This window comes from Bacillus sp. EAC (assembly GCF_002156875.1).
Classification (GTDB): domain Bacteria; phylum Bacillota; class Bacilli; order Bacillales; family Bacillaceae_G; genus Gottfriedia.
On the sequence record NZ_NCSY01000001.1, the window covers coordinates 427781 to 449655 of the forward strand.

The 21875-nt window shown below is 32.7% G+C and carries 21 protein-coding genes and 2 riboswitches; of the genes, 8 read left to right on the plus strand and 13 right to left on the minus strand.

The window, feature by feature from the left end; genetic code table 11:
- Position 1 precedes the first annotated feature (1 nt).
- From B7R65_RS01930 to B7R65_RS01945, 4 genes are all read right to left on the minus strand, one after another.
- Positions 2-403: a MerR family transcriptional regulator gene (locus B7R65_RS01930; RefSeq protein ID WP_088041060.1), complete on the minus strand. Its 402-nt coding sequence runs from the start codon at positions 401-403 to the stop codon at positions 2-4.
- A 290-nt stretch (positions 404-693) separates the two neighbouring features.
- Positions 694-1746 carry an S-methyl-5-thioribose-1-phosphate isomerase gene (mtnA, locus tag B7R65_RS01935; RefSeq protein WP_088041061.1) on the minus strand — a complete coding sequence of 351 codons (1053 nt, stop codon included), beginning with the start codon at positions 1744-1746 and terminating at the stop codon, positions 694-696.
- A 6-nt stretch (positions 1747-1752) separates the two neighbouring features.
- Entirely contained in the window at positions 1753-2919 is a 1167-nt protein-coding gene (mtnK, locus tag B7R65_RS01940; protein ID WP_088041062.1) for an S-methyl-5-thioribose kinase, read from the minus strand.
- 83 nt (positions 2920-3002) lie between these two features.
- A riboswitch (SAM riboswitch) is annotated at positions 3003-3161 on the minus strand.
- 51 nt (positions 3162-3212) lie between these two features.
- Positions 3213-4010 carry a carbon-nitrogen family hydrolase gene (locus B7R65_RS01945; RefSeq protein ID WP_256941121.1) on the minus strand — a complete coding sequence of 266 codons (798 nt, stop codon included), beginning with the start codon at positions 4008-4010 and terminating at the stop codon, positions 3213-3215.
- A 155-nt stretch (positions 4011-4165) separates the two neighbouring features.
- Between B7R65_RS01945 and B7R65_RS01950 the strand changes: the two genes are divergently transcribed.
- From B7R65_RS01950 to B7R65_RS01970, 5 genes are all read left to right on the plus strand, one after another.
- Complete coding sequence (locus B7R65_RS01950; protein WP_373419535.1) at positions 4166-5338, plus strand: pyridoxal phosphate-dependent aminotransferase; 1173 nt, start codon at positions 4166-4168, stop codon at positions 5336-5338.
- Between the two features lie 64 nt (positions 5339-5402).
- Positions 5403-5508: riboswitch (SAM riboswitch) on the plus strand.
- Positions 5509-5573: 65 nt separating this feature from the next.
- On the plus strand, positions 5574-6794 hold the full coding sequence (locus tag B7R65_RS01955; RefSeq protein ID WP_088041064.1) for a 2,3-diketo-5-methylthiopentyl-1-phosphate enolase: 1221 nt from the start codon (positions 5574-5576) through the stop codon (positions 6792-6794).
- Positions 6795-6800: 6 nt separating this feature from the next.
- Positions 6801-7454, plus strand: coding sequence for a 2-hydroxy-3-keto-5-methylthiopentenyl-1-phosphate phosphatase (locus tag B7R65_RS01960; protein WP_088041065.1), 654 nt, complete (start codon positions 6801-6803; stop codon positions 7452-7454).
- A complete protein-coding gene (locus tag B7R65_RS01965) occupies positions 7451-8077 on the plus strand; it encodes a methylthioribulose 1-phosphate dehydratase (protein ID WP_088041066.1) in 627 nt (208 codons plus the stop codon). The genes B7R65_RS01960 and B7R65_RS01965 overlap by 4 nt, the downstream gene beginning before the upstream one ends.
- 18 nt (positions 8078-8095) lie before the next feature.
- Positions 8096-8608: a cupin domain-containing protein gene (locus B7R65_RS01970; RefSeq protein ID WP_088041067.1), complete on the plus strand. Its 513-nt coding sequence runs from the start codon at positions 8096-8098 to the stop codon at positions 8606-8608.
- Between the two features lie 42 nt (positions 8609-8650).
- Here the strand turns inward: B7R65_RS01970 and B7R65_RS01975 are convergent, their stop codons facing one another.
- A complete protein-coding gene (locus B7R65_RS01975; protein WP_088041068.1) occupies positions 8651-9352 on the minus strand; it encodes a DUF421 domain-containing protein in 702 nt (233 codons plus the stop codon).
- Positions 9353-9705: 353 nt separating this feature from the next.
- Between B7R65_RS01975 and yjeM the strand changes: the two genes are divergently transcribed.
- Complete coding sequence (gene yjeM / locus B7R65_RS01980; protein WP_256941122.1) at positions 9706-11208, plus strand: glutamate/gamma-aminobutyrate family transporter YjeM; 1503 nt, start codon at positions 9706-9708, stop codon at positions 11206-11208.
- A 42-nt stretch (positions 11209-11250) separates the two neighbouring features.
- On the opposite strand, the gene B7R65_RS01985 is transcribed toward yjeM, so the two are convergent.
- A complete protein-coding gene (locus tag B7R65_RS01985; protein WP_088041069.1) occupies positions 11251-11592 on the minus strand; it encodes a zinc ribbon domain-containing protein YjdM in 342 nt (113 codons plus the stop codon).
- Positions 11593-11866: 274 nt separating this feature from the next.
- Between B7R65_RS01985 and B7R65_RS01990 the strand changes: the two genes are divergently transcribed.
- Positions 11867-13195 (plus strand): glycoside hydrolase family 18 protein, encoded by a 1329-nt coding sequence (locus B7R65_RS01990; RefSeq protein WP_088041070.1) that lies wholly within the window; start codon positions 11867-11869, stop codon positions 13193-13195.
- A 143-nt stretch (positions 13196-13338) separates the two neighbouring features.
- On the opposite strand, the gene B7R65_RS01995 is transcribed toward B7R65_RS01990, so the two are convergent.
- From B7R65_RS01995 to B7R65_RS02010, 4 genes are all read right to left on the minus strand, one after another.
- Positions 13339-14268, minus strand: coding sequence for a sporulation protein (locus B7R65_RS01995; protein WP_088041071.1), 930 nt, complete (start codon positions 14266-14268; stop codon positions 13339-13341).
- 106 nt (positions 14269-14374) lie between these two features.
- Positions 14375-15064, minus strand: coding sequence for a zinc metallopeptidase (locus B7R65_RS02000; RefSeq protein ID WP_088041072.1), 690 nt, complete (start codon positions 15062-15064; stop codon positions 14375-14377).
- 14 nt (positions 15065-15078) lie between these two features.
- Positions 15079-15495, minus strand: coding sequence for a MerR family transcriptional regulator (locus B7R65_RS02005; RefSeq protein WP_142288181.1), 417 nt, complete (start codon positions 15493-15495; stop codon positions 15079-15081).
- 229 nt (positions 15496-15724) lie between these two features.
- The gene (locus B7R65_RS02010) at positions 15725-16765 is read right to left on the minus strand and encodes an AI-2E family transporter (protein ID WP_088041286.1); all 1041 of its coding nucleotides are present in this window, start codon (positions 16763-16765) and stop codon (positions 15725-15727) included.
- 511 nt (positions 16766-17276) lie between these two features.
- On the opposite strand from B7R65_RS02010, the gene B7R65_RS02015 reads away from it, so the two are divergent.
- Entirely contained in the window at positions 17277-18164 is an 888-nt protein-coding gene (locus B7R65_RS02015; RefSeq protein WP_483861136.1) for an LCP family protein, read from the plus strand.
- A gap of 48 nt (positions 18165-18212) precedes the next feature.
- Here the strand turns inward: B7R65_RS02015 and tatC are convergent, their stop codons facing one another.
- The 3 genes from tatC to hflX form a co-directional block, all read right to left on the minus strand.
- Positions 18213-18923: a twin-arginine translocase subunit TatC gene (tatC, locus tag B7R65_RS02020; protein ID WP_088041075.1), complete on the minus strand. Its 711-nt coding sequence runs from the start codon at positions 18921-18923 to the stop codon at positions 18213-18215.
- A gap of 392 nt (positions 18924-19315) precedes the next feature.
- The gene (locus tag B7R65_RS02025; RefSeq protein ID WP_088041076.1) at positions 19316-20587 is read right to left on the minus strand and encodes a methionine gamma-lyase family protein; all 1272 of its coding nucleotides are present in this window, start codon (positions 20585-20587) and stop codon (positions 19316-19318) included.
- A 4-nt stretch (positions 20588-20591) separates the two neighbouring features.
- On the minus strand, positions 20592-21860 hold the full coding sequence (hflX, locus tag B7R65_RS02030; RefSeq protein WP_088041077.1) for a GTPase HflX: 1269 nt from the start codon (positions 21858-21860) through the stop codon (positions 20592-20594).
- Between the last annotated feature and the right edge of the window lie 15 nt (positions 21861-21875).

Genomic DNA, 21875 nt, shown 5'->3' on the forward strand with positions numbered 1-21875 from the left:
TTTAATGAAAGAAACGGGACATATCACCTTGTCTTAAAGAAGTTTTACCTAACTTTCCAGTTTGATATAACTCTTGACGAAGCATTTTCCTAAGTTGCTCATCTGAGATCGATTTTTCAACAATTACTTGCTGTACAACTGTTTCTTTTGATTTTTCTGTCGATTTTAAATGGAGGACTTCTTTAATACCTGCTAAATTTAAACCTTGTTCAATGAACTTTTTAATTTCTAATAATTTATCGACATCATTAAATGAATATAATCTACGTTTACCTTCAGTTCGAGCAGGAAGGATTAAATCATGCTCTTCATAATAACGAATTTGTCTTGCAGATAACTCTGTTAACGAAATGACTATTCCAATTGGAAAAAGTGGCGTTGAGCGTCTTACTTGATCATTCATAGCAATGCTCCTTTCGTTCTTCTATTAGTATTTTATTCCATGTCAGAAAAAGTGTCAACACAATGTTAGGAAATCTAACATCAAATAATTAATTTTTTTATTTTATGCATTTTCCACAAAAATTCCACTCTGAAAACAAAAATAATCCCCAAATTTGGAGATTATTTTGATTAAATCGTATTGTTAACTGTTAAAATGACATACCTACCAATTCTTACCTTCACTTTTTTCTATATTATATAGAAGCTTTAGAAATTATTTTGCAAATGAAAAAGTAGGTATAAGTCACTTCACTCCTCATTCACCCATCGTGTGAACGATTCTTTATAGTCGCTTGCAACAATTCCTTTTTCAGTAATTATAGCAGTTATTAATTCATTAGGCGTGACATCGAATGCTGGATTTAGTACTTCTATTCCGTCAGGTGCGATTTGGACCCGACCTATATGCGTAACTTCTCTACGATCACGTTGTTCGATAACAATTTCTTTTCCTGTTTCAATCGATAAGTCAATTGTTGATAATGGAGCTGCTACATAAAATGGAATTTGAAAATAATTCGCTAAAATAGCTAATTGTAACGTTCCTATTTTATTGGCTGTATCTCCATTTGCTGTAATTCGATCAGCACCTACAATGATCGCGTCTATTTTTTTATGTTGTAGCAAATAGCCAACCATATTATCAGTTAGTAAAGTAACTGGAATGCCACTTTGCTTCAATTCCCAAGAAGTTAGTCTAGCACCTTGAAATACTGGACGTGTTTCGGTTGCATATGCCGAAATTTCCCAACCTTTTTCTTTTGCTAAGTGCAATGGTGCAAGTGCTGTCCCGTATCGACTCGTTGCAATACTCCCTGCATTACAATGAGTTAAAACTGATGCCCCATCATGTAATAAAGTTAATGCATTCTCACCTATTTCTTTACAAGTAGCTTCATCTGCAATATGTAGTTTAATAGCTTCTTCCAAGATAATTAATTTTGCTTCTGATACTGTAACAGCTAATTTACTTAATTGAATTAATTTTTCAACAGCCCAAGCTAAATTAACAGCAGTAGGTCTTGCACTTATTAAATCATCAGCAAGTTCTCTTGAGTGAATATGAAACTCTTCAATATTTTCTCCTTCTATATCTCGCACGCCTAAATATAAGCCATATGCAGCAGCTAAACCAATTGCAGGTGCACCTCTAACTTGTAACTTTACAATTGCTTCTCTTACATCTAATAAAGTTGTAGCATATAAGTAATTTATTTCAGTTGGTAATTTTGTCTGGTCTAAGATTTTTAAGCCTTCTCCATCCCATTGTAATGATTCAGGTATTTGCTGTAATGTTGTCATCGTCTATTACTCCAATCCAGAGATTAAATTTTTAATGTTCCTAATAGTAAATCTATTCTTAATACAATTAGCCCCAAGTTTCAGGATTTCTTTTTTAAGTTCAACTTTTCGAGAATGATCAATCTTGTCGATGTCCTCTACATGGGCAAGGCCAATCGTTCGTCTTATTAATTCGCATCCAATAACACCGATTGCATCAATCCAATAACCATCTAGTTTTTCCTTTATAAGAGCTGCATGTTGAAATGGCCTAACACTATGCTCTTCCCAAAGATGTAAAAATGTTTCATTAAAGACTTGTTCAATTGTAATTAATTGTTCAAAAATCTCTTCTTTTTGCTCAGTGCGGCTAAAAATTTGGAACAATAAATTCGCTTGAATTTGACCTAGATCAAATCCTATTGGCCCGACAAACGCAAACTCAGGATCAATAATTTTTGTTTCCGTTGCAGATGCGAATATACTGCCTGTATGTAAATCACCATGTAATAAGGCTTCTTTTTTAGATAAAAAATCCAATTTTAGTTTTGCGACTTCGATTTGTAATTCTTCATCTTCCCACAAACTATTAATTTCATCAACCAGCTCTTCTTCAAAGCTGTTCGTTTCACTGTTATAAAAAGGATCGGTGTAAACAAGGTCTTCAGTGATATCACATAGTTCCGGATTATTAAACAAATACTCTAGCTCTTTTTTTCTAGCAGGAGTTGCACCAAAATCTGACGTAAAAAATAGTGATTTTGCCAAAAACTCACCAATATGTTTCGCCAAGAAAGGAAAGGATTTTTTCTCAATTAAACCTTTTCTTAAAATTTGTAAATGTGACAGGTCTTCCATAACGGTAACTGCTTGTTCCTCATCATGTTCAAATATTTTTGGAACTAGATGTGGTGTTAGTTCGTTGTAAATTTTGGTTGCATTACTCTCAATCGTTGCCCTTTTTAAAGTTAGTGGCCAGCTCTCACCTACAACTTTCGCGTAAGGTAGAGCTTGCTTAATAATCAAGCCTTGTTCGCGACCAACTGGTTTCACTTTAAAAACCAAATTTAAATTCCCATCACCTATTTCAACACTTTCACAAACTTGATTTGTAAAATAACCTAATTTTTGTAAGTACACGACTGCAGTTGCCTCTGTTAAAGGTCTATATTCTTTCTTTTGAATAACTGACATTTGAGATTCATCCCCCTTAATTTTTTACAATATAAAAAGCCCCTTCTCGAGACGAAAAGGGGCAATAAATTATTGGCTTTCGTCTCTTATCTACCAGAAAATTACTTTTCTGTTGGAATTAGCACCGTGCCTTACTGAGCATTTAAGCTCAGGCGTATATAATACGCCCCATTTCACAATGGTATTACAGTCGGTTGCTGGGCATCATCGGGCCAAATCCCTCCGCCTACTCAAAATAAGAGTTCGCATATTAAATTTTATAATCGTATTTTAGGATATATATTTTCAGTTTGTCAAATACTTTTTTTGAAATTTTTATAAATTCCATTTTTTCTGTCTTCAAAAATTGGGATAGTATTGCGGATTTCATCCACTTTTTGCGGATCAATTTCTCCAAAAATAATTTCTTCTGTCTCTCCACCTTTTGAAATTATTTCTCCCCATGGGTCAATAATTAGCGAGCCTCCACCAAACTTATTCGCCAAATCTTTACCAACCCGATTACATGCAACAACATAACATTGGTTTTCAATTGCTCTCGCCTTTAGTAATGTTTCCCAATGCTGCATTCTTTGGATCGGCCATTCAGCAACAAAAAATAAAACTTTAGCTCCATTTATCGCATGAGCTTGGATCCATTCTGGAAACCGTAAATCGTAGCAAACAAATCCAGCAGCAATGAATTCATCTAACGAAAACAGTCCATCGTCAACTCCTGCTTGTAAATAATGATGTTCATTCATTAGTTGAAACAAATGAACCTTGTCATACATTTTTAAGATTTCACCTTGTTTATTAATAGCAACTAAAGTATTTGTAACACCATTATCCCTTGCTATCGGAAATGAACCTGAAATAATTGTTACTTGTTCAGTTCTTGCAATTGATTGTAACTCTAATATGATTGGCTGTTGAACATCTGTATGTTTATTTATTTCTTCTAAGCAATAACCAGTCGTCCATAACTCTGGTAAGACAATAATAGTCGCAGAATTATTTACAGCCTCTTTTATTTTTATTTTCATATTTTCAAAATTGGCACTCGAATCACCTAGAACTATGTCAGATTGTATACAAGCAATTTTTATCACTTTTAATTCACCCTATTCTAAATTTTATAGACATTTTTAAAATGAGCATATATGATGGTGAAAGTTATTGCAATATTCGTTATTTGAAATCATTCGTTAGTCAAACTATTTCGAGCGATTTGAATTGAATTAACTATCTATGTGGAGTGATATACTTGAAAACTAGCAATCTTTTAGAAAACTTACCGAAACAGTTCTTTGCTTCGCTCGTTTTAAAAGTAAACGAAGCGATTAAAAATGGCCATGATGTAATAAATCTTGGACAAGGAAATCCAGATCAACCAACTCCTGACCATATTATTAAAGCATTACAAAAATCTGTAGAAAATCCTTTAACTCACAAATATTCACCCTTTAGAGGAATGAGTACATTAAAAAATGCTGTTGCAGAATTTTATAAACGTGAATATGAAGTTAGTTTAGATCCTGAGGAAGAAGTGGCTATTCTTTTCGGAGGAAAAGCTGGTTTAGTAGAACTTCCCCTTTGCCTTTGCAATGAAGGTGATACAATTTTAGTTCCAGATCCTGGTTATCCGGATTATCTATCGGGCATTTCACTATCTAAAACAAAACCATATACAATGCCATTGATTGAACAAAATAATTTTTTACCAGATTATCAATTAATTCCACAAGAAGTTTTAGATGCTAGTAAAATATTATTTATTAATTACCCAAACAACCCTACTGGTGCAGTAGCAACTACAGAATTTTTTAGCGAGACTGTTCAGCTTGCAAAATCGAATGATATTACTGTTTGTCATGATTTCGCCTACGGTGCATTTGGATTTGATGGACAAAAACCGTTAAGTTATCTTCAAACTCCTGGAGCTAAGGACTATGGTATTGAAATCTATACTCTATCAAAAACCTACAATATGGCTGGATGGCGTATTGGATTTGCTGTTGGAAATAAAGAGGTTATCTCTGCTATTAATCTATTACAAGATCACCTTTATGTTAGTATTTTTCCAGCAATCCAAGAAGCAGCTGCAGTTGCATTAACAGAATCACAGGAAAGTGTAAAAGAGCTACTATCACTTTATGAAGAACGTAGAAATGTATTAATTAGTGGTTGTCATGAAATTGGGTGGGAAGTAAAAGCACCAGCAGGTTCGTTTTTCGCTTGGTTAAAAGTACCAGTAGGATTTACCTCTCAAGAATTTGCTGATCTATTACTAGAAAAAGCACATATTGCTGTTGCTCCTGGAAATGGTTTCGGAGAATATGGTGAAGGATTTGTCCGTGTTGGCCTTTTAACTGACATCGATCGATTGAAGGAAGCAATTACTAGACTAAAAAAGCTCGAAATATTTTTGAACATTTAATGTTTGACAATTTCAATTGTTCATGAAATAATGCGACTATGTAAAAAATTCAAAATTAAATACCAACTTATTAAGAGTAGGTGGAGGGACCGAGCCCGACGAAACCCGGCAACCGGCTATATTTTATAGCACGGTGCTAATTCTCGCAGCATTTTGCTGACAGATAAGGTGTAGGAAAACCTCTCCTTGTGAGAGGTTTTTTGTTTTCTAACCATAAATTTTAGGAGGTCATGAAATGAGTGGCGTTTTCGCAACTTACCAGGTTTATGACAAAAATCATCAATTAGAAAAAAAAGCAGAGTCTATTGCTCTTGGCTTAACAGTTGGTTCGTGGACCTCTTTACCACAAAATGACCAAATACAATTACAAAAACACAAAGGTAAAGTGATTTCAATTCAAGAAGTTGATTGTGAAGAAAATATCGCCAATTTTTTAGGTTATAAACCTACAAAAGGGTTCATTGAAATCTACTATCCTAGTTTAAATTTTTCGGCTGATCTTCCAGCAATCTTAACGACAGTCTTTGGAAAACTTTCGCTAGATGGTGAAATCAAACTAGTCGATTTAAATTTTACAGAAGATATCCTTCAATTATTCCCTGGGCCTCAATTTGGTATAAAAGGGATTCGTGAAAAATTAGATGTTTATGACCGCCCTTTGTTAATGAGTATTTTCAAATCAGTAATTGGTAGAGATATCCATTACATCTCAGAGGAATTAAAAAAGCAAGCCTTAGGTGGAGTTGACCTTATTAAAGATGACGAAATTTTGTTTGACACCACTACTTCGTTAACTGATCGTGTAGGCTATGGTAAAAAAGTTCTTAATCAAGTCTATGAAAAGACTGGTCATAAAACGCTTTATGCAGTTAATTTAACTGGTCGTACATATGATTTGAAAGAAAAAGCATTACGTGCAGCTGAAGCTGGTGCAGATGTATTTTTACTAAATGTATTTTCTTATGGAATTGATGTGCTTCAAAGTTTAGCTGAAGATACTTCAATCAACGTGCCAATCATGGCGCATCCAGCAGTGTCGGGAGCATTTACTGCCTCTCCTATTTATGGAATTGATACTGGTTTACTTTTAGGTAAACTTTTACGATTTGCAGGAGCAGATTTTAGTTTATTCCCTTCTCCTTATGGATCTGTAGCATTACAAAAAGAAACTACTTTAAAAATAGCTCAAAATTTGACCGAAGCAAACGGATTAAAAGAAACATTCCCGGTTCCATCTGCTGGAATTCACCCTGGTTTAGTACCTCAGTTAATTCATGATTTCGGAGTAAACCAAGTGATTAATGCAGGTGGCGGAGTTCATGGGCATCCAGATGGACCAATTGGTGGAGGCAACGCTTTTAGAGAAGCAATTGCTGCTACTCTTTCTGGAATTGACTTAAATGAATATGCACTTCCAGATACATCACTTCAAAAGGCATTACAACTATGGGGGTAAAAGAAAGTGGCAATAAAAATATTTTGTGATTTCGATGGAACAATTACTGAAGGTGACAATATTGTTACGTTAATAAAGCAGTTTGCATCGCCTTCTGCAAAAGAATTAACAACTGATGTGTTAAGTGGCAAAATTTCGATTCGTGAAGGTGTTGAAAAAATGTTTTCAACAATTCCTTCAAATATGAAAGATGATATGACTAAATTCGTATTAAACAATACAACTATACGAGACGGTTTTAAAGAGTTTATTGGATTTGTAAACGAAAGTAAGCTTGAGTTAAAAGTGGTGAGTGGGGGCTTGGACTTTTTCGTTCATCCAATTTTATCGGAGTACCTCCCCTCTTCTTCTGTATTATGTAATCGAACAGATTTCACGGGCGAAAATGTAAAAATATATTGGGATCATTCTTGCGATTTACATTGTTCGAATGATTGTGGAATGTGTAAACCTTCTGTAATGAGAAAGTATAGTGAATCAACTGATTTTATCGTAGTAATAGGTGATTCAATTACAGATTTACAAATTGCGAAAGAAGCAAATCTAATCTTTGCTAGAGATTTCTTAAAAGAAAGATGTGAAGAGTTAAATCTTCCTTACATTCCATTCTCAAACTTTTATGATATTCAAACGGCGCTTAGTAAGGAGGTATTAGTTTGAAGGAATTTTTCAAACGATACGATGATATTCGTGAAATCAAAAAAACACTAGCAAAACGCGACTGGTTTCTAGGAACAAGTGGAAATTTATCGATAAAAGTAAACGACACTCCTTTACAGTTTTTAGTTACAACTAGTGGAAAAGACAAAACACAACATACTTATGATGACTTTCTTCTAGTAGATGAGTTCGACCAATCTGTTTGGGACGAATCAAAAAAACCATCCGCGGAAGCAATTTTACACCGTTTAATTTACCAAAATACGAACGCTACTTGTGTACTTCATGTTCACACAATTGCTAATAATTTTATAACAAAGGACTACCCTCACCAAGATAAACTAACATTTACGGGAATTGAAATTATTAAAGCATTAGGTTTGTGGGAAGAAGATGATGAAATATCCGTTCCAATTATAAAAAATCATGCTGACATTCCTACTTTAGCTGATGCTTTTCTGCCACACATAAAAAATGATCATGGAGCTGTTTTAATCCACAATCATGGTATTACAGTTTGGGCAGAATCAGCCTTTGAAGCAAAAAAACATTTAGAAGCTTATGAATTTTTATTTCAATATTCCTTACAAGGAAGTCAAAAAAGCTTATTAATTAACAATTAACTTTAGGAGGAATTTAAAATGGCTACAATTTGGGTAGAAAAAAAGGATTTTCATATTTCGAATGATGTTGAAGTTAAAGCTTATTTAGAGGAACAAGGCGTTATTTATGAAAATTGGAATATCGGGCAATTACAATCTTCATTAAGAGAAAAATTCACTTTATCTGATGACGAAAAAGCTTCAATTTTAGAAACTTTCAAACCTGAAATTGATAGTATTTCAACAAGACGTGGCTATTTGGCAAGTGATATTATCTCACTTTCTGAAGCAACACCGAATCTTGATGAACTATTAAAAAATTTCAATCGTGAACATCATCATACTGATGATGAAGTGCGCTTCATTGTTAGTGGACATGGTACTTTTATCATCGAGGGAACTGAAGGCTTTTTCCATGTAAATTTAAATCCTGGAGACTTAATTTCTGTTCCACCTAATGTACGCCACTATTTTACATTAGCAGAAGATCGTAAAGTAGTTGCTGTAAGACTGTTTGTTACAACTGAAGGCTGGGTACCTATTTACGAGTAATACACTTTACGACCATGACTCATATCCATTTTAGGATTTGAGTCATTTTTCGTTACTTTCATCATATTTATCTGAACGATAATCGATATACAATGAACCATCTGTTTGTACTTCAACAAAAAATAAATCGGAAATTGATTTTACCCCTGCTCTTTCTAACTGCTTGTCCAACCAATTTCGATCAAGACCTAAATCATCTAAGGACTCCTGAACAATTTGCCCATCTGCAATTATTACAGTAGAAGTTGGAAATAATAGCGTTTTTGTAAATGTTTTGTTCTTCTTCGTTTTAACATCTTTTTTCTTCATAACAGAAAGTGTTCCGTCAATTTCAAAGATGGCAAATTCTACTTCATTCAATGAAAATATACTCTGATTCCTAAGCATTCCTTGAAATTGATCAGTATCAATTCGAGCCTTCTTTAAAGCTTCCTCCATTATCTTTCCTTGTCGAATTAGAATAATCGGTTCTCCTGTAATAATTCTCCGAGCTGTTTTTGATTTCAAGCTTATATATCCCATTAAAATCGTATATAAAGCCCAACCAACTAATCCTAAAATACCATCTTCAATGTCTAGCGTCTTATCTGTTGAAAGTGAAGCCGCAATATTTCCAATTGTAATTGCTGTGATAAAAGTAAATATATCCAGCTGTCCGATTTCTTTTTTCCCCATCATTCTCGCTAAAATAAATAATACAAAAAATGAGCATGTCACTCTAAAAAACACTTCACCAAAGCCCATTTATTTCATCCTTTCCACTTAACCAAGCTTAAAAAGTAACTTAACTTCATATAAAATTTATCTATTCATCTGCTTATCGTTTGAAAAAATATCAAAAGATATTCTAAAAACAATTTAATAGAATTCAAAAGAAACGGCTCAAACAGCTTGTATTGGAAACATCAAATCAAAAATTAACTCTCTGCACCGTTTACTAAAACAGCTTTAGAAGTATAAGTTCATCCATCGATCATTATTATTTTTCTGACACTTCGTTAATGAGGAATTTAAATCCTCATAATTTAAGTCTCAGTTGAAGAAAATAAGTTTACTCCTTATTCATTAGGGACAATTTAGTCATTTGAGGTGATTTTTTGAGTAAAAAGCTTTCACTTGTCGGTTTAATTTTAATGGTATTTACATCTGTATACGGATTTGCCAATATTCCTACAGCCTTCTATTTAATGGGTTATAGTGCTATTCCTTGGTACTTAATTTCAGCAATTACTTTTTTTATCCCATTTGCATTTATGATGGCAGAGTTTGGGGCTGCATATAAAAAGTCTGAAGGAGGGATTTATACTTGGATGTCAGACTCAGTCGGACCTCGCTTCGCATTCATTGGCACATTTATGTGGTTTTCATCTTATGTCATTTGGATGGTAAGTGTTTCATCTAAAGTTTGGATTCCGCTCTCAACTTTTATTTTTGGTGGTGATCGTACACAAAACCTCTCTTTATTTGGACTTTCATCTACTCAATCAATTGGCTTATTGGCACTACTTTGGATGTTTGTGGTCACATTTTTTGCTTCAAAAGGAATTGATAAAATTAGTAAAGTTACCTCAATCGGAGGAATCGCTGTCTCCTCATTAAATATCGTATTGTTAATTACAAGCATCATCATTTTATTATTAAATGGAGGGAAATTTGCTCAACCAATTCATGATTTCACAGCTTTCACCGAATCGCCTAATCCTAATTACACATCGATTTTATCAGTGTTATCATTCGTTGTATTCGCCATATTTGCATATGGTGGCTTAGAAGCTATAGGCGGTCTAGTCGACCAAACTGAAAATGCAGAAAAAAACTTCCCTAAAGGAATAACGATATCAGCTATCATTATTTCAATCGGATACTCACTTGGCATCTTTTTATGTGGGATATTCATTAATTGGACTGGCGCACTCAGTGCTGAAACAACAAACTTAGGAAATATTACGTATGTATTAATGCATAATCTAGGCTTAGAATTTGGTAATGCCTTAAATCTTACTGCTAAAACAGCAGATTTAATAGGAATTTGGTTTGCGCGAATTACGGGGCTGTCTATGTTTTTTGCTTACACAGGAGCATTTTTTACTCTAATTTACGCTCCACTAAAAACGATTATAAAAGGTACCCCTAAATATTTATGGCCTAATAAACTATCTGAGACAAATAAAATCGATATGCCAGTTAATGCGATGTGGATTCAATTCTCGATTGTTGCAATTATTATCTTACTTACATCTTTTGGTGGAGAAGGCGCTTCTTCATTTTTCAATAAAATTACATTGATGACAAATGTATCAATGACCTTGCCTTATATTTTCTTAGGTATCGCCTATCCGATGTTTAAAAAGAATGATCGGATCGAAAAACCATTTTCCATATTCAAATCCTATTCTTCGGCATTGTTTGCGAGTATTCTTGTTATATTAGTCGTTGGATTTGCTAACTTCTTTACAATCATTCAACCAGCAATTGATGGAGATTATAGTTCAACTATTTGGATGATAGCTGGGCCAATCTTTTTCTCAATATTAGCATTACTTATTTTGACTGGAAGCAGAAATAAAAATAAATCGAGTGAAGATAAGAATATTGCATAAGAAAAAGACCACTTTATGTGGTCTTTATTTTTTGTGTTAACTTTATGCTTTTTTTACAAACTCTGATTTTAATTTCATTGGACCAAATCCTTCAATTTTACAATCAATATCATGGTCCCCTTCAACTAATCGAATGCTCTTCACTTTCGTACCGATTTTTACGACTAGTGAAGTACCTTTTACTTTAAGATCTTTAATGACAGTAACAGAATCTCCATCATTTAAAATATTTCCATTAGCATCTTTTACAATTTTATGATCATCTTCATTTTCAGTACCTGATTCTAATGTCCATTCATTGCCACATTCAGGACAGATGAAAAGACTTCCATCTTCGTATGTATATTCGGAATTGCATTTCGGGCAATTTGGTAATGCTGCCATATTTATTTCCTCCGATCAAGGCTAAAAGTAGTAGTTAAGAAGAAATTTTTTTAGATAAATTTATTTCCCGCTTACCATTCCTATATTGTCACAAAGGATATGTGTTGACAAGCCCTTCAACAATTTCGGTAGTTGTAAAAAGATATATCTGTACCGAAGCGATTATATGGTTTGAACTTTCAATAAGTAAAAATTTCTAATTTAGTAAAGAATATTTAAGAGTAGCTACATTTTAAATATTCTACACTCCAGAATAACGAGGGAGGTATTGTTTTTGGTTAAGCACTTATTACTATCACTTTTTACTTTTATATTTTTATTATTATTTCCAGGTTTAAAAACCGAAGCTTTGATTGTATATGAAGTAAAACCAGGGGATAGCTTAAATAATATCTCCAAACAGTACAAATTAAACGTAAAAAACTTTGCAACTATAAATGGATTGGATAAAAACGATAAACTTGTTATTGGGCAATCGATGATTATTCCGGGATCAACTTATATTGTAAGGGATGGTGAAACTTTGTGGGATATTGCGTTCCGACATTCCTTAAATATTAATACCTTAAAAAGTAAAAATAATATGAAAAGTGATGTAGTGCTTCCTGGGCAAAAATTAGTCATACCAACCTCACCCAAGACCAAAATTTGGACGGGTTCTTACTTAATTCCTAAAGATAAAAAATCTAATCAATGGATGATTGATCATTATAAAAAGTCTCTGAGAAGTGTTTTTATATTTGAATATCATCCAAATTCTAAAGGGGAAATTATTAAAGTAAAAGATAATGAGTCCCATGAGTTAGCTTGGAAAAAAAACATCCTTCCTTATGCAACTTTAACTAATATGAGTGCTAAAGGATTTGACCCAGAGTTAGTTCATCAACTACTTAGTAATAAATCATTGCGAGCAAAGTTAATTAATAACATTTATTCGTTATTAGATAAAAATGACTATAAAGGCGTTAGTATCGATTTTGAATCATTAAACCCTGAAGATAGAGATAATCTTAATTTATTTATTAAACAACTATCTGGTAAACTTCATAAATCAAAAATGGATGTTTTAATGGCTATGCCTCCTAAGGAAGCTGATCATATTCCTCAATTTTATGATGCTTATGATTATGATACGCTTGGTAAATATGTTGATAAGATGTTCTTAATGACATACAACTGGCATTGGCCGAACAGTTCGTCAGGTCCAATCGCTCCTTTAAAAGAAGTCAGAAAAACTTTACAATATGCTGTATCAATTGTGCCAAAATCAAAATTATTGTTAGGCATTCCACAATATGCTTACGATTGGCCGATAACAGGTGAAAAACGAAAAGGTGTCGCCTATTCTACACAAAATGCGATTAAAAAGTATAGAGACTTTGAAAGTGAAGTCTACTTTGATCAGGAAACTTCATCACCAGCATTTCGTTACATTGATATTGATGGGACTCAACATGAAGTATGGTTTGAGGATCCTCGAAGTTTATTAGCAAAATTTCATCTAGTAAAAGAATTTGGTTTAGCAGGATTAGGGTGCTGGCATTTAGGGATTACGATGCCTCAGACAGAACAATTATTACTTAGTCAATTCAATATTCGATAGACTTTTAATTTAATTGCAGCCATATATTGATTGGCTGTTTTTCTTTGTTTTCAATTTATTGAATTACTATGTAAAAAAGACCACTAGATGTGGTCTCATAAGGTTTAACTAAATATTCTATCTTCTACCATGTCTATTTCAAGCTATTCTTCCTCACCAAAAAATCCAATATCTCCAACTAAGTCTGAAGCATCACCCATCATTTCATCTATTTCATTCGAAACCAATACCTCTTCAAGTAGCATCCCACCTAACAATCCAACTGCTAAACTACCAACCATACTTGTTAAAGGATTTCCAATTACTTTATTTTGATAATCAGGTTCTTGTTTATAAGAATGCGGATGCACATAATTATTTGGATTAAATTCTGTTTCTTCTAGTAGCTCTTTTAATCGTTGACTCAGTTTATTAATATCTGCTAATTCAATTGTAGTTAAGTATAGCTCTCTACGTGCTTCAATTTCTCCAAATGCAGTCCGACAATCAAGTTCGATCCATATACGTAAACCTTCTGTTTCATCAGCAAAACGCAATTCCAATTCACTAATTTCCCTATTAAATATTGTAGTTGGGAAAAAGTGAAATTCTTGACCATATCGATCTATTTCACCTGATGTAGACTTTTCACGAAACCCTAACCTTTCTAAAGCACTGAAAATATTTCGCACGTTTTTTGAAGGTAAGATAACAAATGAATCATTATCTTTTCGATCAAATCCACCTTCAATGTCTAAATTCGAATGAAAAAAATATGAAACACTATTACTTGAAATTGCATAATTATTAGATAAATTAAATGTGAAAGGAAAAATTTTCTCTTCTTTTGAATGAATTAAAAACGAATTAGTTACAGGTATACCAGCAATTTTCCGCGTAATTCTATCCCCTTTTTTTGTAACTACTTCCATCTCCAAATCTACATCTATCCCATTAATTTCTTGATTTACTTCTCCACCTTTAATATGGATTTGACCTGAAATAATTTCTCCAGCACTGACTTTCGAACGATCAATTTGTAAATCAATAGTAGCTGAACCTTTTCCAAGCTTCGCTAACAACTTTTTGAACATTACTCTCCCCCTATTAAACTCTTATTTCTAGACATAAATTCTTAATTATGACATTAAGTTCATAATGGACTATTAATACTGTTTTTACTATATCTTTTTAATTAATTTATTCTTCTTCGGTTTGTCCTTGGAAAAAGATTAATATATATTTGACAAGTTCTAAAACTGAGATTAAAGTGGCTGCTAAATACGTAAGAGCTGCTGCTCCTAATACCTTGTTTACCCCTTTTCGATCAGTGTCATGAATAATTCCTTCAGCTAACATTAATGTTTTCGCTCGTGAACTAGCATTATACTCAACTGGTAAAGTAATAAGTTGAAACGCTACTGCAATAGAGAATAATAAAATTCCTATTCCTATTAGAGAAAATGCTTGAAGTAAGAAGCCTCCTAATAATAGTAAAGGTGCTGCTCCCGATGCTAAATTTACCATTGGAAAAATTCGATGACGAAGCGTTAAAAAGCCATACGAAGTATCGTGCTGAATCGCATGTCCCACCTCATGAGCAGCAACTGAAACAGACGCAATTGATCTTCCAAAATATACATCTTCAGATAAACGTATAGTTCTTGCCATTGGATCGTAATGATCTGACAACCTACCGTGTACCACTTCAACAGGTACATTATATAGATTATTTTTATCCAATATTTGCCTTGCCACTTCTGCTCCAGTCAATCCTCCTGAAGCCGGCACTGCAGACCACTGATTAAAACTAGATTTAACTTTAAATTGTGCCCAAATCGATATTCCAAAAGCAATTAAAATAACAAAATCCATTGGATGAAAAAACATTTAAATCTCTCCTTTTAAAGAATAAATGATAGCAATGTTTGGACCAATTCAGATGTGTGTGACGTTAACTGACTTATGATTTTTTGTTTTTGTTCTACAGTTAAATTTTCTAACAAATATTTTAATTGAGACAATTCAATTTGTAGTTGATTCATATGAACCGTCACTTCTTCTGTAAGAGGCATAACGATTTCATCCTCTGCCATCATTTTTTTCTTATCTAAAATTTCTTTAATTTCTTGTAATGGCATATGCATATTTTTACATTGCTCTATAAATCTCAACGTCTCTAAAGAGCTTTCATCATAAAAGCGATGACCTGACTCTGACCTATGAGGTTCAAGTAATCCTAAGTTTGTATAATAATCAATTGTGCGCTTTGAAACTCCTACTTCTTTTGCTAATTCACCTATTTTATAGACAATCCCAATGGTTTCACACTCCCTTTAGTCATATTATATTTGAAGTATCGAAAAACGTACAGTAAAACGTTACATTGTTCATAATTCCCTTTAAGTTTGCCTCTTTTATATTTCTTTGTTACGAAAATAAAAAAAAAGACCACATTTTCTGTGATCTTTGCTAAACTTCTATTCAATTTGGCAGTTGGTCTAAAGGACTAATCTGTAATATTTAAAAGGACGTCTTTTGCCACTTAGCTTAATCTTGATCATTCTCTTTTAACTCTATTGTTTCGTCATTAGTTACACCCAAAATATCTAAGAGAAACATAAACACAGGAATTCCAATGATCAAACCCCATACACCAAAAAAATGTTCAGAAAAAACGAGTATAATAAATGTATAAAATACAGGTAAGTTCGTTTTTGATGACATTAGTTTTGGATTTAACACGTAGCTCTCTAAAACATGCAAAACTGCAATCATGATGAGTACATACATCACCTGAGTCATCCCACCAATTGTATAAGCAATGGTACAAAGTGGAATTAATGAAATGATCACTCCTGCTACTGGAATTAACCCTAGTAAGAAAATCATCAAACCTAAACCGATTAGTTGGGGGAAGTTCATCAATCGAAGTGCAATTACAGAGAGCAAACAGTTCACAAGCGCAATAAGAAACTGTGCTTCAATTACTTTTCCAAAAGAACGAGAGAATCTTTCTCCAAAATATGCAATTTCATTATAGAAAACGGAAATATTACTTTGCTTAAATCTTTGAGTAAATGCAATTATACGTGGTTTTTCAAGCAGAAAAAAGAAACTCAAGATTAGAGCAAATAAAAGTTCAAGCCCCCATTTACTAATGTTAGTCGCATATTTATATAAAAAATCTAGTCCCTTTTCCGTATATCCTGAGATCTCCACTCGCTTTATAGTAGTCACCACAAAACTTATAATTGGTTCATTTGGGGGATACTTGTAGAAATCTCTTATTTGCCTTAATAATTGTACGACCTGTGAGGTCACAACTGGTAAAAAATTATATATCCCAACAGATAAACCTGCTACGATTGCTATATACAAAGAATACACAGTAATTTTTCTATTAACAGGCATTATCTTTTGTAACGTAGACACTATAAATGTATTGATCCGATTCATTAAATAAGTAAATATGAAAGTAAGTAAAACTAAGTTTAATATACTCCTAATCCCAATCAAAACTAGTGAGATACATATTAATATAACAAATCGTTTAAAGGTGCTATTTTGAATATATTTTGTGACTCTTATCACCTTAAAACCCTCTCTTCTCTTCTCAAACTATCCCGATGTTGTATACATCGGATTTTTCTTTGAATATTTTCATATAAAATACAATTTCGTACATGGAGAATGCTAAATACATATATGTTCCGTTTACCCTATTTTCAACATAATTAAACATTTGTACGAAAGTAATCCAAAATCTCATAAACTATGCAAAAAAATCTTTTAAAAAAATACGTGATAATAAAAATTTAGAATTTTTAATCATTTATTATGTTGTATTAACGTGTCATAAATGATTAAATTATAGGTGATATTTCTATTAAAAATACTCAATTTTAACAAAAAATAATTGATTCAAATTTATTTTTTACGCTTCAATTTTGTTTAACTTATCGGACTATAAATTATTCTAAATAAAGGAGATTCACTTTTTCTAATGAATGAAACTAGTACTATCAAAAACTTAAAAAAGAAAAGAAAATATTTTATCTTATGCGTACTCCTGTTATTAGTACTGATCCCAATGTTTTTTTTGGGATATAAAAGCGTTAAAACTTATACTGAATTAAAAAAATCGACAAAGGGTGAAGAAATTCACTCTAAAATTCGCAAACAAGTAGTGCAAGTTTCCCAGCCGTTTTCTATTTTATTTTTAGGAATAGAAAATTATGCAACAAAAGGAGCTGGTGGACGAACCGACTCAATGATTTTGGTAACCGTTAATCCTAAAGATAAAACGATCCAAAAAATGAGTATCCCTCGAGACACATATGTAGAAATTCCTGATCAAAAAAGGAGTTCAAAAATTAATGGCGCATATAATGGAGGACTTCAATCAACAGTTGATACAGTTGAAAATTTTTTACATATCCCAATTGACTATTATGTAACCGTTGATTTTAATGGTTTTAAAAATATTGTCGATGCCGTTGGAGGGATAAAAGTAAATGTACCTTTTGACTTTTGGGAAAATACTGACACTAAGCCAAGATATAAGGTTTACTTCAAAAAAGGAGACCAACAACTTAATGGCGTAGAGGCGCTTGCCTATTCTCGAATGAGAAAACGCGATCCACGTGGAGATTTTGGACGTGAAGACCGTCAGCAACAAGTAATGCTGGCAATTATTGATAAATTAAAATCCCCAGAAACCTTATTAAAAATGGATAAATATGCTCATGAATTTAGTAACAATGTCAAAACAAATATGAGTCTATCTAAAGGTTTAACACTTTTTAACGATATGAAGGGCACTACATCTCAAAACATTGAAACTCTTAAACTTGAAGGTAAAGATGAATTAATGAATGGAATCTACTATTATATGCCTGATCCTTCTAGTGTTAATTATATTTCTATTAATATGAGAAATCAACTTGGCCTCGATCAGTCACCGGCAAATTCTGTAGATACAAAATAACTAAGGTAAATAAGATTATCAAATTTAAAAAGAGGTAAATGAGTCCACTCACTCATTTACCTCTTTATTTTTATATGCAATGTTGGATGTCAATACACTTAATTCATATAATAAAATCAGCGGTATAGAAACTGAAATATGAGAAACAAAATCAGGCGGAGAAATACAACATGCAACGATAACTAATATAAAATATGCATATTTTCTAATTTTCCGTAAAAGACTCGGTTTTACAATGCCAATCTTTGTTAGAAACATAATTACAACTGGCATATCAAAAAATGCTGCAAATGGTACAACAAGATTAAAAAGAAAAGAGAAATACTTTTCCACCGTGTAGTTTGGTGCAACTAGATCTAGTCCAATATGCGTAAGGAAGCCAAGAATATTAGGAAAAACTAAGTAATAACCAATTGCCAACCCGATAATAAACAGAAAAAATAATGCAGGGATATAAAAACCAATCCCCTTCTGTTCTGATTGGTGAAGACCCGGTTTAACAAAGATCCAAATTTGCATAGTTGCAACAGGAATTGTAAAAGCTGCTGCAAAAACGGCAGAAATAGAAAAATACACCCATAATATATCACCAGGACTCAGAACGACTAACTTATAAGTTAAATCCTTTGTTAAAAATTTATAAATTGGTTCTACATACACTAATCCTATACTAAAAAAAATAATAAAAGTAACTGCAGTAATTAGTATTCTTTTACGCAGTTCTTCAAGATGATCTGTTACTTCCATGTCTTTATTCATTTGTATTCTCCACAGTTTTATTTAAATAGTAACTATTTGCAATTTATTTTATGACCCATTAATGATTATTTCAAATAAAAAAAATAAGGTCAATTTAAAAATTTCTAATAAATCGCTAAAAGATAAAATGCATATCAATATGAGGAGATACAAACAAATAAGTTTGTATTATTAATTGGAAATCAATTGTTTTAACAAGTAACATTCAATTGTAATAAATATTTAATTAAATTTTACATTAAGGAAAAATTAAGGTAACGATTGTACGCTATACTATATAAAGTATAGCCTTCACTCTTATGAAAGTATGCCCCCCATTTATTTTCATAAAATTAAAAAGCTCATGGTTCGAATTCGAATCATGAGCTTTTTGTTTTTAGACGAAGTTTGGGTTAAATTTTTAATAAGTTTTTTTCAATTAAAGAATCTACTGCAGTACAAATCGCGATTTTGACATGAGCATATGTTAAACCACCCTGAACATATGCAATATAAGGCGAACGAATTGGACCGTCAGCAGTTAATTCAATACTTGCTCCTTGAATAAAAGTCCCCGCTGCCATAATCACATCATCTTCATAGCCTGGCATATAATTTGCAGTTGGTGTAAAATGTGCATTTATTGGAGATGCAGCCTGAATGGCTTGACAAAAAGCAATCATTTTCTCTTTATCATCAAATTGAACAGATTGAATTAAATCTGTTCGAACAGCATCCCATGATGGATTTGTATTCATCCCTAACTTTTCCAAAAACGCTGCAGTAAATAATGCGCCTTTTAGAGCTTGACCAGTAATATGAGGAGCCATAAAGAAACCATGATACATATCCTGTAATGCATTTAATGATGCACCTGCTTCACGCCCGATTCCTGGTGAAGTTAATCTATAGCCACATTTTTCAATTAAATCTTTTTTACCTACAATATATCCACCTGTTTTAGCTAAGCCTCCACCTGGATTTTTGATTAATGATCCGGCCATTAAATCAGCTCCGACATGACATGGCTCCAACTTTTCCACAAATTCTCCATAACAATTGTCTACAAATACGATGACATTTGGATCGATTTCTTTTACAAAATCAATCATTTCTTTAATTTGCTCAATCGTGAATGACGGACGTGTACCATAACCTTTTGAACGTTGAATTCCAATTACTTTTGTCTTCTTATTCATACGATTTGCTACTTTTTCATAATTAATTCGTTCATCATTTACTAAATCGATTGACTCGTAGCCAATTCCAAAGTCTTTTAATGAACCATTTCCACTTTCACCACGAATCCCAACTATTTCTTCAAGTGTATCGTATGGTTTTCCGGTAATATAGATTAGTTCATCTCCCGGACGTAACACACCAAAAAGTGAAGTTGAGATCGCATGTGTTCCAGAAATAATTTGAGGTCTAACTAAACCTGCTTCCGCTCCAAATACATCTGCAAATATTTCTTCTAATGTATCTCTTCCAATATCATCATATCCATAGCCAGTAGTAGGAATAAAGTGACTATCGCTTACTTTATAATTACGAAAGCTTTGTAGTACTTTAAATTGATTGTATTCAATTACTTCATCAATTTCTTTATGTCTTTCTGCAATTAGTTTTTCTACATCTTTAACGATTGGTGCAAGCTTTTCCCCATTTGTTAATAATTCTAGCATTTCATTATTGCTCCTTATAATTTCTATATCTTTTAACTGTTTCGTAAATAGAATGTTCTTTAAATACATAACCTGTAACATGATAAATTTCAGTTTCATCATTAAACTGCATAGACTCAACTAGTGTAAGTTTTTTGATTTCATGCAGGAGTTTAGCTTCGTATGCAGGAATATATGTCTCAAAATATTCCATATATTGTTTGCACTCTTTTTCTATTCGTAGTCGTAACTTCATTAAATGATCTTCATTAAGCGCACTCATCTCAATAAATCCTTCAGAAGGTGATGGAACAAAATCCTCATTTACTTGGTCAATCTTATTATAGACAGTTAAAATCGGAATATTTTCAACATCTAAATCATTAAGTAACTTAGTTACAGTTGTTTCATGACTTTTATAATTTTCATGCGAAGCATCAACGACATGAAGAATGAAATCTGCTTCTGTTGCTTCTTCTAAGGTTGAACGAAATGCAGCAATTAATGAAGTTGGTAAGTCCTGAATAAACCCAACCGTATCAGTTAGTAAAGTTGTCATTCCATTTGATAAAACAAATTTTCTTGTAGTTGGATCTAATGTCGCAAAAAGTAAATCTTGTTCATATACATCCGACTTTGTTAAGCGATTAAATAATGTTGATTTGCCTGCATTTGTATACCCAACTAATGATATATGAAACATTTCATTTTTCTTACGACGCTCACGATATCTTTTTCGATGTTCAACTACTACTTTTAATTGCTGTTTTATATCATCGATTCTTTTTCTAATATGTCGGCGATCAGACTCAAGCTTTGTTTCACCGGGTCCTCGAGTACCAATTCCCCCACCTAGACGAGAAAGTTCCGTACCTTGACCAACCAATCTAGGCATTAAATATTGAAGCTGTGCCAACTCTACTTGTAATTTACCTTCTTTTGTTTTTGCTCTTTGTGCAAATATATCTAAAATTAATTGAGTTCGATCAATTACTCTTTTTTCCAATCTAGCTGAAAGATTACGAATTTGCGATGGAGTTAGTTCATTATTAAATATGATTACATCAGGTTCAAACTCTTCGATCGCTGCCTCTAATTCTTCAACTTTTCCAGTTCCTATGTATAAAGCCGAATGATATTTAGTTCTTTTTTGTGAAGTAACTAATACAACCTCACCATTTGCAGTCTTTGTTAATGATGCTAATTCTTCCATTGAATAATGAAATCTGTCATCATCGACATTTTGAAGCTGACATCCAACTAAAATGGCTCTCTCTTTTAATTCATTAGACACAAAATTCCTTCTTTC

Excerpts from the sequence above, each read along its gene's own strand:
- B7R65_RS01930 (WP_088041060.1), bottom strand. The coding sequence starts at position 403 with ATGAATGATCAAGTAAGACGCTCAACGCCACTTTTTCCAATTGGAATA.
- mtnA (WP_088041061.1), bottom strand. The coding sequence starts at position 1,746 with ATGACAACATTACAGCAAATACCTGAATCATTACAATGGGATGGAGAA.
- mtnK (WP_088041062.1), bottom strand. The coding sequence starts at position 2,919 with ATGTCAGTTATTCAAAAGAAAGAATATAGACCTTTAACAGAGGCAACT.
- B7R65_RS01955 (WP_088041064.1), top strand. The coding sequence starts at position 5,574 with ATGAGTGGCGTTTTCGCAACTTACCAGGTTTATGACAAAAATCATCAA.
- B7R65_RS01970 (WP_088041067.1), top strand. The coding sequence starts at position 8,096 with ATGGCTACAATTTGGGTAGAAAAAAAGGATTTTCATATTTCGAATGAT.
- B7R65_RS01975 (WP_088041068.1), bottom strand. The coding sequence starts at position 9,352 with ATGGGCTTTGGTGAAGTGTTTTTTAGAGTGACATGCTCATTTTTTGTA.
- B7R65_RS01985 (WP_088041069.1), bottom strand. The coding sequence starts at position 11,592 with ATGGCAGCATTACCAAATTGCCCGAAATGCAATTCCGAATATACATAC.
- B7R65_RS01995 (WP_088041071.1), bottom strand. The coding sequence starts at position 14,268 with ATGTTCAAAAAGTTGTTAGCGAAGCTTGGAAAAGGTTCAGCTACTATT.
- B7R65_RS02000 (WP_088041072.1), bottom strand. The coding sequence starts at position 15,064 with ATGTTTTTTCATCCAATGGATTTTGTTATTTTAATTGCTTTTGGAATA.
- tatC (WP_088041075.1), bottom strand. The coding sequence starts at position 18,923 with ATGAATAAAGACATGGAAGTAACAGATCATCTTGAAGAACTGCGTAAA.
- B7R65_RS02025 (WP_088041076.1), bottom strand. The coding sequence starts at position 20,587 with ATGCTAGAATTATTAACAAATGGGGAAAAGCTTGCACCAATCGTTAAA.